Genomic DNA, 16,011 nt, shown 5'->3' with positions numbered 1-16,011 from the left:
CAAGACCCCCGCGCGACATTCCCAGCCCTCGTACGTCCCCGTACGTCCTCGTCGTTCGTTCCTCGTCGGGCTGGAGCGGTCATGACCTATGAATCCCCCTCCCGGAGACGGGTGTTGACCGGTGCCGGCGCCACCGGTCTCGCTCTCGCCGCCGGGACCCACCCGTCGGCCCGTGCCGCCGACCTGCCACTCCTCGGAACCTACGACGTCGTCGTCATCGGCTCCGGAGCCGCCGGCATGACCGCCGCGCTGACCGCCGCCAAGCAGGGCCTGAGCTGTGTGGTCGTTGAGAAGGCGGCCACGTTCGGCGGGTCCGCGGCCCGCTCCGGCGCCGGGATCTGGATACCCAACAATCCCGTGCTCCTGGCCGCCGGGGTGCCGGACACACCCGCGAAGGCCGCCGCCTACCTCGCCGCCGTCGTCGGGTCCGACGTGCCCGCCGTCCGACAGCAGGCCTTCCTCGCCCACGGCCCCGCCATGATCTCCTTCGTCATGGCCAACAGCCCGCTCCGCTTCCGCTGGATGGAGGGCTACAGCGACTACTACCCCGAGCTACCCGGCGGGCTCCCCGGCGGCCGTTCCATCGAACCCGACCAGCTCGACGGGCACGTCCTCGGCGCCGAACTCGCCCGGCTCAACCCGCCGTACCTGGCGGTCCCGGCCGGCATGGTCGTCTTCAGCGCCGACTACAAGTGGCTCGCCCTGTCCGCGGTGAGCGTCAAGGGCGCCGCCGTCGCCGCCGAGTGCCTGGCCCGCGGGACGAAGGCGGCCCTGCTCGGGCAGAAGCCCCTCACCATGGGCCAGTCCCTCGCCGCCGGACTGCGCGCCGGACTGAGCTCCGCCGGCGTACCGGTGTGGCTCAACACCCCGCTCACCGACCTCCACACCGAGGCCGGCACCGTCACCGGGGCCGTGGTCACCCGCGACGGCGCCGCCGGACTCGTCAGGGCGCGGCGCGGTGTCGTCGTTGGATCGGGCGGGTTCGAGCACAACGCGGCCATGCGCGCGCAGTACCAGCAGCAGCCCATCGGCACGGAGTGGACCGTCGGCGCCAAGGAGAACACGGGCGACGGCATCCGCGCCGGACAGCGGCTCGGGGCCGGCCTCGCCCTGATGGAGGACGCCTGGTGGGGCCCGGCCATCCCGCTCCCCGGCGACCCCTACTTCTGCCTCGCCGAACGCACCCTCCCCGGCGGCCTCCTCGTCAACCAGGCGGGCGCCCGCTTCGTCAACGAGGCCGCCCCCTACAGCGACGTCGTCCACACCATGTACGAGCGCGATCCCACCGCACCGGACATCCCGGCCTGGCTGATCGTCGACCAGAACTACCGCAACCGCTACCTCTTCAAGGACGTCGCCCCGACCTTCGTCCTCCCCGCCGACTGGTACACCTCCGGCGCCGCCCACAAGGCGTGGACCCTGGACGCCCTCGCCACCTCCATCGGCGTCCCGGCGACCGCCCTGCGCACCACCGTCGACCGCTTCAACTCCCTCGCCCGCAGCGGCAAGGACACGGACTTCCACCGCGGTGACAGCGCCTACGACCACTACTACACGGACCCGTCCGTCCTCCCGAACTCCTGCCTCGCCCCCCTGTGGCTGCCCCCGTACCACGCCTTCCGGATCGTCCCCGGCGACCTCGGCACCAAGGGCGGCCTGCGCACCGACGCCAGAGCGCGGGTGCTGCGTGCCGACGGCTCGGCGATCCCCGGCCTGTACGCCGCCGGCAACGCCAGCGCGGCCGTGATGGGCCACAGCTACGCGGGCGCGGGCTCGACGATCGGCCCGGCGATGACCTTCGGGTACATCGCGGCGCGGGACATCGCGGGGGTGCTCTGAGGCCCCGGCGGGGGCCTGGCACGCGCCGGAGGTCCGGAATGTCCCAAAGTCCGGTGTGCCCGGTGGTGGGCCCGGAAAGGCAGGAGCCCCGTTGCCTTGCGGCACGGGGCTCCTTGGGTACTGCTACTTGTTCCGGATCAAAGCACCAGGCTCCGAGACCGAAGACTCAGACGGGGGTGACGTTCTCCGCCTGCGGGCCCTTCGGACCCTGGGTCACGTCGAAGGAGACCTGCTGGTTCTCCTCCAGCGAGCGGAAACCGCTCGCATTGATCGCGGAGTAGTGAACGAAGACGTCGGGGCCGCCGCCTTCTTGGGCGATGAAGCCAAAGCCCTTTTCGGCGTTGAACCACTTCACGGTTCCGGTAGCCATAAGCCCTCCTTGGGCCCAAAGGGTTGCCCTGCTCCAGAACCCTGCAAGTGTGAAAACAAAATGCCGCACAACTGCATACGTCTGAATACGACGAGAGCCCGCGGTCACATGCTCCGCAGGCTCTGTACTGCAAGGGAAACCAAACTGCAACTTGCGGCGAGCCTAGCATGTGGGCAGCCGAAAGCAACAGAGGGTCAAGATCACGTCACTCGGACGTTTGAAGGCGCCCCGGAGTGGGATTGACGAGGCGGTCGAGAAGGCGGTGCACCAGCCGAGATGCCGTCGGTCCGGACAGGGCCGAGACGCAGGCGCGAAGCCGTCGGGCACACGATCCAGCAAGATCCGGAGGAACAGCGCCCCGGATGCCAGGGGGTCACCGCGATGACACTCGCGCGCCGTCCGCGCCACCCCTGGTGCCTGCACGGTACCGCAAAGGGTCTAGCCTCGCGATGTGGACAATTCTCGCACCCGGCCGCGCGTCGGCCACATCCAGTTCCTGAACTGCCTGCCCCTCTACTGGGGGCTCGCGAGAACGGGCACGCTCCTCGACTTCGAGCTCACCAAGGACACCCCGGAGAAGCTCAGCGAGAAGCTGGTGCAGGGAGACCTCGACATCGGGCCCATCACCCTCGTCGAGTTCCTCAAGAACGCGGACGACCTGGTCGCCTTCCCCGACATCGCGGTCGGCTGCGACGGCCCGGTGATGTCCTGCGTGATCGTCTCGCAGGTCCCGCTGGACGAACTGGACGGTGCCCGGGTCGCCCTCGGCTCCACCTCTCGTACCTCCGTCCGGCTCGCCCAGCTGCTGCTCGCCGACCGATACGGCGTCCGGCCCGACTACTACACCTGCCCGCCCGATCTCAGCCTGATGATGCAGGAGGCGGAGGCGGCGGTGCTGATCGGTGACGCGGCACTGCGGGCGAACCTGCTCGACGGCCCGCGCTACGGCCTCGCCGTGCACGACCTCGGCGCCCTGTGGAAGGAGTGGACCGGGCTGCCCTTCGTCTTCGCGGTGTGGGCCGCCCGCCGCGACTACCTGGAGCGGGAGCCGGCCATCACCCGCCAGGTGCACGAGGCCTTCCTCGCCTCCCGCAACCTCTCCCTGGAGGAGGTCGGCAAGGTCGCCGAACAGGCCGCCCGCTGGGAGTCCTTCGACGAGCAGGTCCTGGAGCGCTACTTCACGACCCTCGACTTCCGTTTCGGCGCCCCGCAACTCGCGGCGGTCACCGAGTTCGCCCGCCGGGTCGGCCCGACGACGGGCTTCCCGGCGGACGTGAGGGTGGAACTGCTGCAGCCGTGAGGGGCCAGGGGTGACGGGCCGGCGGGGCCGGTCGGCGCGGGCGCGGGCGTGACCCGGGTGACAGGCTTTCGGCCCGGGCGGGCGCGGGGGGACTTCGCTGCACCCGGGCTGTGAGGGGCGGGCCTTGCTCCACCGGGCTGTGAGGGGTGGGCCTTGCTGCACCGGGCCGTGAGGGGCGGGCGCAGGGGGCTTCGCTGCACCGGGCCGTGAGGGGCGGGCCCGCGGGAACTTCGATCCGCCGGAGCCGTGAGCTGCGGGGGCCCGCGGCACTACGCTGCTGCTGCACGGTGCAGAAGGCGTGCACAGTGCAGGCGTACGGGGGAAAGGTGACGCCCATGCAGCCGCTCGGAGCCGACGAGCCCACCGTCGTGGGGCCCTACCGGCTGCTCGGCCGGCTCGGCTCCGGTGGGATGGGCCGGGTCTACCTCGGCCGCAGCGCCGGCGGCCGCACGGTCGCGGTCAAGATCGTGCACCCGCACCTGGCGCTCGACGAGGAGTTCCGCGCCCGGTTCAGACGCGAGGTCGCAGCCGCCCGGCGGGTCGGCGGCGCCTGGACGGCGCCGGTCCTGGACGCCGACCCGGAGGCGGCGATCCCCTGGGTCGCCACGGCCTACGCGGCGGGTCCCTCCCTGACCGTCGCGATCGCGGACGGCGGCGCACTTCCGGCCGCCACGGTACGGGCACTCGGCGCGGGTCTGGCCGAGGCGCTGGCGGCGGTCCACGAACTGGGCCTCGTGCACCGGGACGTGAAGCCGTCCAACGTGCTGCTGACCCTGGACGGCCCCCTCCTGATCGACTTCGGCATCGCCCGGGCGACGGACGGCACGGCGTCGCTCACCTCGACCGGCGTCTCGGTGGGCTCCCCGGGCTACATGGCGCCCGAGCAGATCCTCGGCAAGGGTGCGACGGGAGCGGCGGACGTCTTCTCCCTGGGCGCGGTCATGGCGTACGCGGCGACCGGCGAGTCCCCCTTCCCCGGTGACTCCTCGGCCGCCCTGCTCTACCGGGTCGTCCACGAGGAGCCCGTACTCGGCTCCCTGAGCGGTGACCTGCGGGACCTGGTGCAGGCCTGCCTGGCCAAGGAACCCGGGGCTCGGCCGGCCCCCGCGGAGGTGGCCCGGCGGCTGGCTCCGGAAGGCGCGGCACGACTCGTCGCGGGCGGCTGGCTGCCGGGGGCGCTGGTCGAGCAGGTCAGCCGGGGAGCCGTGGAACTGCTGAACCTGGAGGCGGCGGGGTCGGTGCGTGAGGTGCCGTCGGGGCCGGTGGGGTTCAGCAGCCCGTCGGTGGGGGAGTTCGCGGTACCGGTGGAGGACGGGGGCCGCCGGGCGGTCGCGGGGCAGTTCGGGCCGGCGCCGGTCATGCCGACCGCGCCGCCCCCGGTGTCCTTGCCCGAGCCGCGTGACGCGCCCGTGGACGCCGACCCGCGCCCCGGCAGGCTCACCGTCAGCGTGGCGGCGTCGTCCGCCCCGGGAACCGGCGGGCGGGGCCGGAGACTGAGCTGCACGGTCGCCCTGGCGGTCGCGGGGGCGCTGGCGGCGGTGACCGTCGGCTCGGTGTTCGTCTTCGACCTGCTGCCGGGCAACGGCCACGACAACACGAGCAGCGCCGAAGGCGACCCCACCGCGGCCGGCACCTCCGCACCCTCCACCGACCCGGGGAGCGGAGCCGACGAACAGCTCTCAAAGATCCCGGCCCGCTACCTCGGCACCTGGGAGGGCGAGGGCAGCGGCCTCGACGGCACGGTACCGATGGGCACCTTCCGGCTCACCGTCCACCGGGCGGCCGTCGGTGAGGAACTGGGCCGACTGCGCCAGACGGACATCCTGGGCGGCGTCTGCAACGACGTACTGACCCTGAAAAAGGTGACGAAGTCACAGCTCGTCGCCACCTCGGCGGGCGCCCCCACCAACCACGACGGCTGCAACCCGGCCACCCACACGGTCCGCCTCACCCCGGTCGGCGACGACCTGAAGTACGGCTCGGAGAGCGAGGCGGAGGGTCGGCCGGTGGCGCGGATGTCGAAGGTCGGGTAGCGGGCCCGGTCCCCGCATCGCGCCGCTTGACGTACGCGACGAGCACCACGATCAGGAGCGCGGCCACGGCCACGGTGGCGACGAGGCCCGCGGCCCACAGGTAGGGGAACTCGTCGTGCACCCAGCACGGCCCGCCGCGGCCGTGGCAGTCGGCGTCCCAGTCGCGGCGCCGCTTGGGCCGCCAGGTCGCGCCGATCACACCCGCGATGAACCAGCCGCCGGCCAGGCCCGGGAGGGAAGCGGCGGCCCAGGCCAGTGAACGGGACTTGCTCCGCTTCCAGTTCATACGCGTCAGCGGGGCCACGAAGAGGGCGAGGTCCAGGGGAACCAGCGCGCCGACGGTGGCGGCGAAGGCGTAGGCGCCGCCGGGCCACGAGGGAGCGAAGTCGCCCCAGATGTCGTCGCCCCAGTACATCTCGGTGAGGATCACGGGCGCGAGGACGGCGAGGAAGGCGGGGAGCATCAGGCAGCCGAACACCCGGTCCCGGCCGCGCTTCTTCCCGGCCCCGGAGGCGGCCGGTCCCTCGCGCCGGTGCTCGTACCGCAGCGCGGCCCCCGCCGCCCTCCGCCGCTTGGGACGGGCCGATCCCCCGCTCACGCCTGGCTCCTCCACTCGCCCGGTGTTCCGGTCACTCGCCGGGTCACCCGGGCACGACCACCGTCCGCAGTTCGCCGTCGCCCAGGTGCAGCATGCCCTTGCCCGGGGCGACCTGACCGCCGACCAGACTGCGCGACAGCCGTACGCCGATGAGGTCGCCGCTCGACGACTCCTGAGGGGAGAGCAGGATGCCTCGTCGGCCCTTCTTGGCGTCGACCTGCCAGCCGGAGAAGCCGCTGCACACGTCCTCCTCGTCACCGGCGATGACCAGGGCGAGGCCGCGTTCGGCGCCGCGGGAGACGATCCGCTTCATGTGGCCCTCGGCGTCGCAGTCCTCGAGGATCTCGCCGTCGTCGATCAGGACGGCGATCGGCTCTTCCAGCGACGCCTGGTCGATGAGCTCCTCGAACTCGTCCTCGTCGATGTCGTCGCCGGTGAACACCTTCAGCACGCCGTCCACGCCGTCCAGTTGACGCAGCGGGGACTGGCGGGGGGCCGCGACGACCAGGCGCACCCCCTGGCCCAGATACGACTGGGCGAAGTTCATCAGGACCGTGGACCGGCCCGACTTGGCAGGGCCCGCGACCACGAACGTCGGTACGCCCGCGGCGAGGTCGGGGCCGAAGCCGACGATCTCGTCGCCGCCGATGCCGGCCAGCGCCCACAGCCGGGAGCGGGAGGCCTCCGGGTCCCGCATCTCCCAGGCGTCCGCGAAGGAGACCCGGCTCGGCAGGCTGTCCACCCGGAACGGACGCCGGGAACGGGGCACGGCGGTGTCGCGTGCCATCGCCGCCTCACCGATCGCGGACAGCGCGGCGGCCTGGCCCTGGCCGGTGGTGTCCTCGGACAGCAGCGCGAACTGTGTCTCCGTCCCCGACTCGTTGCGGTAGCCGCGGCCCGGCGGGATCTCCTCGGGCACCTTGCGGGCCGGGATGCCAAGCGTGGTGAAGTCGCTGCGGTCGGCCAGCCGCAGGCCGTACTTGTCCTCGGTGAGGGTCGCGATACGGCCGACGAGCAGCGTCCGGTCACCGGTCAGGACCAGGTGGATGCCGACGCTCGCGCCCTCGCGCATCATCGTCTGCAACTCGTCCGTCAGCGAACCGTGGTCGACCTCGCCGAGCGTGGGCACCCAGCCCTCCCAGCGGTCGAGCAGCACCACGATGTGCGGCAGCCGCTCGTCCTCGGCGGCCGCCGCCCGCTGCTCGCCGATGTCGGCGAAGCCCTTCTCCGCCAACAGGTCCTGGCGGCGGGACAGTTCGCCCTTGAGCCGGTTGACGAGCCGGATCACCCGCTCGGTCTGGTTACGGCTGACGACCGCGCCGCAGTGCGGCAGCCGGGTCAGCGCGTTGAGGGCGCCGTTGCCGCAGTCGATGCCGTACAGGTGCACATCGGCCGTGGAGTGGGTGCGCGCCAGGGAGCCCGCGAGGGTGCGCAGGATCTGCGAGCGGCCGCTGCGCGGCGCACCGCCGATCATCAGGTGGCCGAAGGTCGAGAAGTCCACCACGACCGGGCGGCGGGCCTGGTCGGCCGGCAGGTCCTCGACGCCGAACGGCGCCGGTGCCAGCTTGCCGGGGGCGAGCGAGCGGGCCGGCATCTCGATCTCGTCGAGCAGCAGCGTCTCGGAGAGTGCGGGCAGCCACGGGCTGTGCTGGGCCGGTATGCCGAGCGACTGGTTGGCGTCGCGGACCGCGTCGACGAGGACCTTGAGGTCGGTGATCTCCTCGTCCTCGCGGGACTCCGTCTTCGGCTTCGCCAGCGCGGAGCGGCCGAGGTCCTCCCAGGACAACGGACCCACCCAGGGCATCAGGGCCTGCGGGTCGGCCGCCCCCGGCCGACGTCCCCCGACACGGCCGGACTGGAAGGGCACGAGGGAGGCGTGACCGAGCCGGACGTACGCGCGGCCCGGCGTGCTCTTGGAGATGTGACCGGCCTCGGGGGAGTCGATCACGTCGCTGGACTCACCGCCGTCCGTCACGCGCAGGGCGATACGGAGGTTGGTGTTGGCCCGGATCTCCGGGCTGACGACACCGCTCGGACGCTGCGTGGCCAGCAGCAGGTGGATACCGAGCGAACGGCCTCGCTGGGCGATGTTGACCAGACCGGTGACGAAGTCCGGCAGGTCGCGGACCATGGACGCGAACTCGTCGATGACGATGAGCAGTCGGGGGACCGGCGGGTGCGACGGGTCCCGGCGCACCAGGTCCTGATAGTCCTCGATGTCCTTGGCGTCGGCGGCGGCGAGAATGTGCTCGCGCCGCTTCAGCTCGGCACCCAGCGATTCGAGCGCGCGCTCCACGAGGTGGGCGTCGAGGTCGGTCACCATGCCGACGGTGTGCGGCAGCTTCACACAGTCCTTGAACGCCGAGCCACCCTTGTAGTCGACGAGGACGAAGGTCATGTTCTCGGGCGTGTTGGCGACGGCGAGCGCTGCCACGATGGTCTGCAGCAGCTCCGACTTACCCGATCCGGTCGTGCCGGCGATCAGACCGTGCGGACCGTCCTTGCGCATGTCGATACCGAACGGGCCGTCGTACGACTCACCGATGACGGCCATCGTCGACTGCCCGCCCATACGCCACCGCGCGACGATCGCGTCGCTCGTCGGCGGCTCCAGCTGGAGCACGTCGAGCAGCCGGCTCGAGGCCGGAAGCGCCGAGTCCTCGGTCTCGCCGCTGATGTCGCGCAGCGGGGACAGGGAACGGGCGAGCCGCAGGCACCAGGCGGGCGACACGAAGTCGGGCCGCACCTCCTTGACGCGCTCGGCGCCGGCCTCCTCGACCCGCAGCCTCAACTCCTCCGCCTGCGCCTGCCGTTCGGGCTCGCTGCCACCCGTGTGCCAGGCCTGGAAGGAGGGGAAGCCGCCGGCGGCCTGCTGCGGCTGGACGGCCTGCGCGGCCTCCACGTCGTACTCCTGCGCCTTGGGCTCCGCGACGACGAACGCCTGGCACTCACCGGGCAGGAACCGCTCCTCGGCGTCCAGGCAGAGGGCGTACATGGAGACCGCGGGGCCTTCGCGCAGCAGCCGTACGGCACCCGGCAGGGACCGGAGCCGCCGTGAACCGTCCCATACGACGACGATGTCCGGCTCGCTGAAGGTGGTGCCCTGCCCGCGGTTCTGCTCGGCGGCCTTCTTGCGGGCGTCGAGGATCTGCGTCAGCTCGCCGATCCGGGCGCCGACGGTCTCGGCGTCGGTGCCGATGAGCACGTTGATGTCCTGGCTGCCGCCCGGCTTGGCGTGCGGCAGCCAGCGCGTCCAGTCCCAGCTGCTCTGCGCGCTGTTCTCGCTGAGCAGGTAGAACTGCACGTCCATGGGGCTGTGGAGGGCGGCGGTCTGCGCGACGGCCCAACGGCCCATCGCCCGGGCCGAGTCGCCGGGACCGGCCATGCCGATGACACCGAGCGAGCGCAGGGACAGGGAGACGGGCGCGTCCTCGATCTTCCAGGTCACCTGGCGCCGGTGCTCGTCCTGCTCGGGGTCGTCGAGGACGACCTCGGAGGACACCTGGCCGGTACCCACGCGCAGGAGCAGATGGTCACGGTCGGTGCGCCGCCGTTCCCACAGCCGGGTCCGCGGCCCGGTCCCGAGGGACAGGACGGTGGCGGGGTCGGGCACGGCATGGCGACGGTCGTTGCGCTCGGCGACAAGGGCGTCCTGGGCGTCCTTCTCGATCCGCTCCTTCTGCTCGTTGTACTCCTTGACCTGCTTGGCATGGGACTTGCGCCCGTGCTTCTTGTCGTTGAAGTAGTTGGCGAACAGCAGCAGCGGGCTCAGACCCGCCATGATCAGGTAGTACCAGCGCTGGAAGACCAGCACGGACACGATGGCGCCGACGAGCGGGGTCAGGGCCATCAGCCAGGGCAGCGGCCGGGCCTCGTAGTCCCGGGGCGGTGACGGCAGCCGGAACTTGGTCTGCCGCTCCGGCGGACGCAGCCGCGGCGGCCGGTTGTAGTCGAGCCCGATGCCGTCGTCGGACCATTTGAGCGCGGCGTTGGGCGCGACGTAACGGGTCAGCTCGAGCAGGGAGTTGCCGACGGCGATCTGCCCGCCGAGCGGCCACGCGTCCCCGTCGACGGCCGCCCCGTCGAGAGTCACGCCGTCCTTGTCCGCGTGCACGGCGACTTGGCAGGTGCCATCGGTTGCAACTGACAACGTCAGAGCACGTGCGGGGACTTCCGGGTCGTCCACGCGGATGTACGAGGCCGGTCCGCTGCCGATGTCGTACCGCCCGACGCCGAGCCGGTGCACGAATCCGGCCACCGGACCGCCGACGACGCGGAGTTCGACCAACCCGGTCGGCTCGCCGGGCAGACAGCCGGCGGGGTCCTGGAGACTGACGACGGCCCCGTCCCGCAGCGGCGACCCCACCACCGTGGCGGCCGGATCGACGGCGTACCCGTCCACGTAGACCAACGGGGCGTTGTTGGCGGGCAGCTGGTGATGATGCCCGAGCGGAATGACCTGGGCACCGGTCGCCCCCACCTGCTGGGCCAGCTCCTGCGCGATGTCCCCCACCGTGGACTCGGGATCGGCATCGAGTACGACGTCGGCGGCGCCCCCGCCGAACGGATCGACGACGGTCAGAGTCAGGCGCACGCTTGTCCTCCCATGGCCCCCGTGACCGCTTCCACATCGCAGGCCACACCGGAACCGACGATATCCGCTCCGCGTCACGGCACGGCAACAGGTCTGTCGCGACCTTCCCGATGGCAACTGACTGTGCACCAGCTCACGACGCCTTGTTCACAGACCGGGGCTGTGACACCTCTGGCCACACCCGTAAGCTGCTGCCTCAAGAGCGGACGATCACACCGGTCGTGTCACAGACCTCGGCGTCCGCGTACAGGGAGCCACGGGGGTTGGCCCTGCGGCGTGTTGAAGAGGGAGCGGCTTCATGGCCAAGGACCTTGACGTCACATATCAGGACATGCGGGACGCGGCCAAGCATGTCGTGAAGGAGAAGGAAAAGCTCCAGGAGAAGCTGGACGGCCTGCGCAAGTACATCGCCAACCTCGTCGAGTCCGGATACGTCACCAAGAGCTCGTCGAAGGCCTTCGACGAGAACTTCGACGAGTTCGTGCGCGGCACGAAGGACACCCTCGACGGTCTCGACGGCATGGGCGACTACCTGACCATGGCCGCCGACAAGTTCGAGCAGATCGACGACGAGCTGGCGAAGTCGGCGAAGAAGTAGCAGGACTCTCCTCCTGCGGCAGGGAGGTGGGGCGACCACTCAGGGCAGCCCCACCTCCCACTCCGCTTCGCCCGCGCCCACCGTCGCGCGGATCCGCGTCACCTGTGTGTCACACCCACCGCAGGGAGGCGGCGATGGCCTCGCACAGTTCGCCCATGGGGCTTTTCACGCCGCTCAGCGGGACGGTGAAGGCCAACAGCAGGTAACCCACCTCGCCGGGCATGTAGACGTAGTAGTCCAGCGTGGTCGTGGTGGAGACGCGTACCGCGTTCCCCGCCGGGAGCGCGGTGACCGACACGTCCGCCGTGTCCTGCCTGCGGATCGCCAGTGACTCGGCGAGTTCCTTCGGTGGGGCGTTCAGGGCTCCCCGCATGGGGAGCAGTGAGATCAGCAGGGTCGCCGGAGTCGACGCGCCGACCGAGGCCTCGGTGCGCAGGAAGAGCTCCAGGGACCCCTGCGCGACGCCGCTCTCCGCGGTGTTGCGCAGGGCTGTCCAGAGTTCCCGCTGCGCCTCGGCCGACATGGGCCGCTGCGCGACCTGCTGGTCGACGAACTTCTTGAGCTGGGGACGCCACCGGTCCAGCGTGAGATCGATCCGGAACCAGTCGCGGGGGACGAGGAGGCGGTAGTCCTCCGGGGGCTGTGCGTCGGTCACTCGGAGGACCCCAGCAGATTGCCCTCGTCATCGAAGAACCGGACACTCTTGACGACGCCCGCGAACATGGACGAGAAGACGTCCCAGCCTTCCTGCGTCGGCGTCACCATCTCCAGTACCAGGACCGTGCCGTTGGGCAACGGCGCCTGCACCTGGATGAACGACGTCCAGAAGGGTTCGTCGTGGCCCGAAGGCGCGAGCGCCGCGTCGATGGCCGCCTGCCGCGTACCGATCCAGGAGACGGCGGGGCCGCAGGGCAGGTCGATCTCCTGCACCTCGCCCTGGTCGAACGCGCTGAGCGCGCCGATGGTCGCCTGCACCGGGTTGAACCGGGCTTCCTCAGCGAGGTCCATGAGGGACACGTGAACGGTCGCCGTGCAGCGGGTTCCGTCCACCTCGGTCAGAACGAACCCGGCGTACTGGACGCCGGCTTCGACGAAGGCGTCGTAGTTGCCGGCGCACAGAGCGGCCCACTGGTACTGCATGTCCGCGGGCGCCCCGGGCATCACCCGCTGTGCCAGCTCGACCAGCTCGTCGGCGAGCTGGTCGGTGGACTCCACGTCCATGGGCAGCTCGAAGAAACCCTCCGGCATGATCCAGCGGACGTTGACGGCCTCACCGTCGACGACCGAGACGACCTGGTTGTCTGCTGTCACCGTGCTCATCGGGAGGATGCCTCGTCGGGAAGCTCGAGTTCTTCGGCGTCGGAATGAAAATTGGCGGCGAACGGGTACGGGCCGTAATGCGGGTAGAACTCCGGGAGTTCAGCTCCGTGGCGTACCGCGACGTGGGCGATCGCCCGGTACGCGGCGGCCCGTGCCCGTACCTTCTGCCGGGGGCGATTACCCCAGTGCCGGGTCAGCGTGATGACGTACAGAAGCACGATGAACGCGACGACGGCACCGCACGCAGCGTAATAGAGCGTCTGGTTCTTCGACGACTCCCAATACTGGACGTAACCTCCCCAGTAGACGAACATCCCGACCAGGGCGAACGCGGCGGGAATTCCCAGCCACATGCCGGCGCTGTTCAGTTTCTCCTGGTCCAGGTAGCGCAAGCGCAGCATCTTGAGTACCGCGTCGTCGTCGAAGAAGTCGAACTCCAGGCGGCGGCCCTCGGACTCGCCGAGCTCCCGTGCAGCGGGCACGGCGGCCAGGTTGGCTCCGGGAACCATCTTCCTGATGATGCCGGCCCGTGCTCGGTACTCGTCGGGTTCGAGCTCGCGGTCGTCTTCGGACATCTCGGCCTACTCCTTGTGGCAGTACGGACTTCTACTGGGCGAGGGCAGTGTGGAACGGCGCCGACGGAGGCCTGGGTGCCGGCTGAGGGGACGGGCTTGGGGTGACCTTCGGCAGGTCTCCGGGGTCGCCCGTGGATTCGCCGTTGTGACCGGTGAATATCTTCACCATGGCGCTTGCGAAACTGCCGGTTTTGATTCCCGCGGTGATCTTCTCGCCCGCGATGGCGGGCCGTCCGGCCTTGACAAGGATCTTGTTCACGGTGTTGACCGCGATTCCGTTGAAGAATTTGAAACCCACGCCCTCGAGCGCCGCGCCCCCACTGAAGCGGAGGCCACGCAGCTTGCCCAGGCCTTTGAGGCCCTTCAGAGCTCGGAAGCCCTTCAGCGCACCCAGGCCGGGCATCACACCCAGTGCGTCGAAGAAGAGCTTCGACGCACTGAACTTACCGCCACGCACCGTCATATCGTAGGCGTGACCGGCCAGGGCGAGGGCGCTGGTGATCACGGCCAGCGCCGCGAAGACCGGGGCCAGCACCTGTAGGGGCGGCACGAAGGCACAGATGACGGCCAGAATGGAAAAGATCGCCGACAGGTTGGCGAACCTGTCCGCCCAGTCCGCCAGGAAGTTCATGATGCCGCCGGGATCGCGCACGCCGTCGTGGTGGACGACGTTCTTGATGTGTTTGGCCGCGGCGCTCGCGGCGTCATCGCGGATGATCTTCGCGCGGCCGATCTCGCTGTGGCATTCGCGAATGACGTCCATCGCGGCGTCGCGCTGCTTCGCCAGACGGGTGCGGTCCGTCACGTCGTCACGGCTGGGCACTGTGCCCTCGTACTGCTTGAGATCGCCGACCGCGGTCTTGTGGTCAGTCTCGGCCTCACGGTACTTCTGGAGGGCCTTGTCCGCGACCTTCTGCGCGCGGTGGAGTTCGCTGGCGTACTCCTTGGACTCGCCGCCGTCGACGACTTTCGTCCCCAGCGCCTTCGCGGCCTCGTCGTAGCGCTCGAAGGCCCGCTTGAGTCGTCCTGACGAGCCGTCGGCTATCTCGTGGAAGGCGCGCCCCGCGTCGCTGTCCCAGCCGTCGACGGAAGCGAGTGCCTTGATGTTGCCGGACTGCTTGTCGATCTCGTCGGCCATGTTCCGCAGCTTCTTGCCGAGACTCGCGACTTCGTACGGGTCTCCGGGAATCGGGTCTCCGTCGTGCAGGGGTTCCCAGTCGCGTGGGCGTGAGCTCACTTCTTGCCCTTCCCGTTCTTCTTGGCGTCCCGGAGGGCCTCGGCCAGCTTGTGATCGACCTCGTCGTAGGTGTCGGCGGCGGTCTTGGTGTACTTGGCCAGGTTCTCTATGTCCTCCATGAGTTTCTTGCGGGTCTTCTTCCAGGTGTCGGAGAATTCGTCGAAGACGTCGCGGAGTTTGTCGCTGCCCAGGTCGTCGTGATAACCGTCAGCGGGATTTCCGTGCTCTTTGAACTCGCGGTGAATGCGGAACAAGGAGTCGGAGCAGTCTCGGATGACGCCGAGATCCGCTCGTGTCCTGTCACCCATGGCTTACCCCCGTGGGAATGCTGTGCATGACATGGCGGGACACGGGGCTCGACGGGCGTGAGGGAGACGGGTCCGCCCCGCGTGGGGCACCCGGTCGGCGCTGCACAGTCGACTCCCCGTGAGACAAAGGACTAGTCAAGACCACCGAAGGTAGCGGTGTGACCGGTGGTTTCGCCAGGCCGGACTGGATCACACGTGCGGGTAACTGTGAATTTATGATGGTAAATCGGTCGCGTTCCTGTGCTCGCGTCGTGCCCGGCAGGCTCGTGCCTTGCAGGTCCCCGTGGAGAGTTCGGCCCGATGCGGGTGAGGCGCGGCGGCGTTGCCCGGGGGTGGCTCGTTCCCAGAAACGGTTCGGACATCGTCAACAGGCCTGCGGAAGCCCTGCTCCGAACCCCGCTGTGACGAAGCCCCCGTCTGTGAAGGCGTCTTCACGAAGTTCACAGTGTCGCACCAGTCCCTTGCGGCGCTTGGCCGCGCAGGTACCTCCCGTGGGATCATCCGATCGAACGCCGATCGTCTATCCCTGAGGACAAGCTTCATGCTGACCACGCGACAGAGGACGGCCGCGGCCGGACTGCTTGCTGCCGTCGCCTTCTCCGTGACCGGTTGCAGCAGCGATTCGGGCGACGGTTCGGGGAGCGACAAGATCGCGGGGGCCGAGGCCGCGGAGACGGGTTCCTCATCGCCGTCCGCTTCCGCGTCGGCCGAGAAGGACGCGCCGGTCTTCGAGCTCCCGTCGGACCTGAAGATCGACATCCAGCGGGATGCTGCCGGAGACTCGGTCAAGGACGCGATCCTCCGGGACGCGGCGTACTCCGCCCAGGCCAACATCGAGGCATTCGCGCAAGGGCAGAGCCAGTCCGCCCAACTGAATCGCTACTTCGCGGGGGACGCCCTCACCTACTGGGTCAAGCAGGTCGCTGACTTCAAGAAGGACGGGCTGACCCTCACCGGCGAGTACCGGTACTACGACTTCAAGGTCACGGACGTCGCGAACGGTAAGACGGCCGCCGCCACTTACTGCGAGGACCAGAGCAAGGCGTACAGCAAGGAGATCAAGACCAAGAAGGTGCTTCGCACCAAGGCGAGCGACAAGAGCTATGTCCTGTACACGGTCCAGGTGGCGAAGGACGCCGCCGGAGACTGGCAAGTGACGCAGCAGAGCTGGAAGAAGGGGGACGCTTCGTGCGTGCAGGGATAGGACCAGGCACAGGGAAGAAGAGTGCACGTCCGGTT

The 16,011-nt window shown here is 69.8% G+C and carries 13 protein-coding genes; 5 read left to right on the top strand and 8 right to left on the bottom strand.

Features of this window, described 5'->3' with window-relative positions:
• Nucleotides 1–81 precede the first annotated feature (81 nt).
• The gene (kstD, locus tag OG985_RS20705) at nucleotides 82–1,839 is read left to right on the top strand and encodes a 3-oxosteroid 1-dehydrogenase (RefSeq protein WP_371669820.1); all 1,758 of its coding nucleotides are present in this window, start codon (nucleotides 82–84) and stop codon (nucleotides 1,837–1,839) included.
• Nucleotides 1,840–2,005: 166 nt separating this feature from the next.
• Here the strand turns inward: kstD and OG985_RS20700 are convergent, their stop codons facing one another.
• A complete protein-coding gene (locus OG985_RS20700; protein ID WP_003992177.1) occupies nucleotides 2,006–2,209 on the bottom strand; it encodes a cold-shock protein in 204 nt (67 codons plus the stop codon).
• Nucleotides 2,210–2,660: 451 nt separating this feature from the next.
• Here OG985_RS20700 and OG985_RS20695 point away from each other — a divergent pair, with 451 nt between their 5' ends.
• A complete protein-coding gene (locus OG985_RS20695) occupies nucleotides 2,661–3,509 on the top strand; it encodes a menaquinone biosynthetic enzyme MqnA/MqnD family protein (RefSeq protein WP_371669819.1) in 849 nt (282 codons plus the stop codon).
• A 335-nt stretch (nucleotides 3,510–3,844) separates the two neighbouring features.
• Nucleotides 3,845–5,542: a protein kinase gene (locus tag OG985_RS20690; protein WP_371669818.1), complete on the top strand. Its 1,698-nt coding sequence runs from the start codon at nucleotides 3,845–3,847 to the stop codon at nucleotides 5,540–5,542.
• On the opposite strand, the gene OG985_RS20685 is transcribed toward OG985_RS20690, so the two are convergent.
• Both OG985_RS20685 and OG985_RS20680 read right to left on the bottom strand, forming a co-directional pair.
• Nucleotides 5,457–6,140, bottom strand: a complete 684-nt coding sequence (locus OG985_RS20685; RefSeq protein ID WP_371669817.1) for a hypothetical protein — start codon at nucleotides 6,138–6,140, stop codon at nucleotides 5,457–5,459. The genes OG985_RS20690 and OG985_RS20685 overlap by 86 nt on opposite strands.
• Nucleotides 6,141–6,183: 43 nt before the next feature.
• The gene (locus tag OG985_RS20680; protein WP_371669816.1) at nucleotides 6,184–10,734 is read right to left on the bottom strand and encodes an FtsK/SpoIIIE domain-containing protein; all 4,551 of its coding nucleotides are present in this window, start codon (nucleotides 10,732–10,734) and stop codon (nucleotides 6,184–6,186) included.
• A gap of 298 nt (nucleotides 10,735–11,032) precedes the next feature.
• Here OG985_RS20680 and OG985_RS20675 point away from each other — a divergent pair, with 298 nt between their 5' ends.
• Nucleotides 11,033–11,332, top strand: coding sequence for a WXG100 family type VII secretion target (locus tag OG985_RS20675; protein ID WP_371669815.1), 300 nt, complete (start codon nucleotides 11,033–11,035; stop codon nucleotides 11,330–11,332).
• 109 nt (nucleotides 11,333–11,441) lie between these two features.
• Here OG985_RS20675 and OG985_RS20670 read toward each other — a convergent pair whose 3' ends face one another.
• The 5 genes from OG985_RS20670 to OG985_RS20650 form a co-directional block, all read right to left on the bottom strand.
• Nucleotides 11,442–11,987 (bottom strand): hypothetical protein, encoded by a 546-nt coding sequence (locus tag OG985_RS20670; protein WP_371669814.1) that lies wholly within the window; start codon nucleotides 11,985–11,987, stop codon nucleotides 11,442–11,444.
• The gene (locus OG985_RS20665; RefSeq protein ID WP_371669813.1) at nucleotides 11,984–12,652 is read right to left on the bottom strand and encodes a hypothetical protein; all 669 of its coding nucleotides are present in this window, start codon (nucleotides 12,650–12,652) and stop codon (nucleotides 11,984–11,986) included. Before OG985_RS20665 ends, OG985_RS20670 begins: the two co-directional genes overlap by 4 nt.
• Nucleotides 12,649–13,227 carry a hypothetical protein gene (locus OG985_RS20660; protein WP_371669812.1) on the bottom strand — a complete coding sequence of 193 codons (579 nt, stop codon included), beginning with the start codon at nucleotides 13,225–13,227 and terminating at the stop codon, nucleotides 12,649–12,651. Before OG985_RS20660 ends, OG985_RS20665 begins: the two co-directional genes overlap by 4 nt.
• Before the next feature lie 31 nt (nucleotides 13,228–13,258).
• The gene (locus OG985_RS20655; protein WP_371669811.1) at nucleotides 13,259–14,365 is read right to left on the bottom strand and encodes a putative T7SS-secreted protein; all 1,107 of its coding nucleotides are present in this window, start codon (nucleotides 14,363–14,365) and stop codon (nucleotides 13,259–13,261) included.
• A gap of 95 nt (nucleotides 14,366–14,460) precedes the next feature.
• Nucleotides 14,461–14,772 (bottom strand): hypothetical protein, encoded by a 312-nt coding sequence (locus OG985_RS20650; protein ID WP_371669810.1) that lies wholly within the window; start codon nucleotides 14,770–14,772, stop codon nucleotides 14,461–14,463.
• Nucleotides 14,773–15,313: 541 nt separating this feature from the next.
• Between OG985_RS20650 and OG985_RS20645 the strand changes: the two genes are divergently transcribed.
• A complete protein-coding gene (locus tag OG985_RS20645) occupies nucleotides 15,314–15,976 on the top strand; it encodes a hypothetical protein (protein ID WP_371669809.1) in 663 nt (220 codons plus the stop codon).
• Nucleotides 15,977–16,011 lie beyond the last annotated feature (35 nt).

Source organism: Streptomyces sp. NBC_00289, assembly GCF_041435115.1.
Lineage (GTDB): Bacteria > Actinomycetota > Actinomycetes > Streptomycetales > Streptomycetaceae > Streptomyces.
This window is presented reverse-complemented; position numbering and strand designations above follow the sequence as displayed.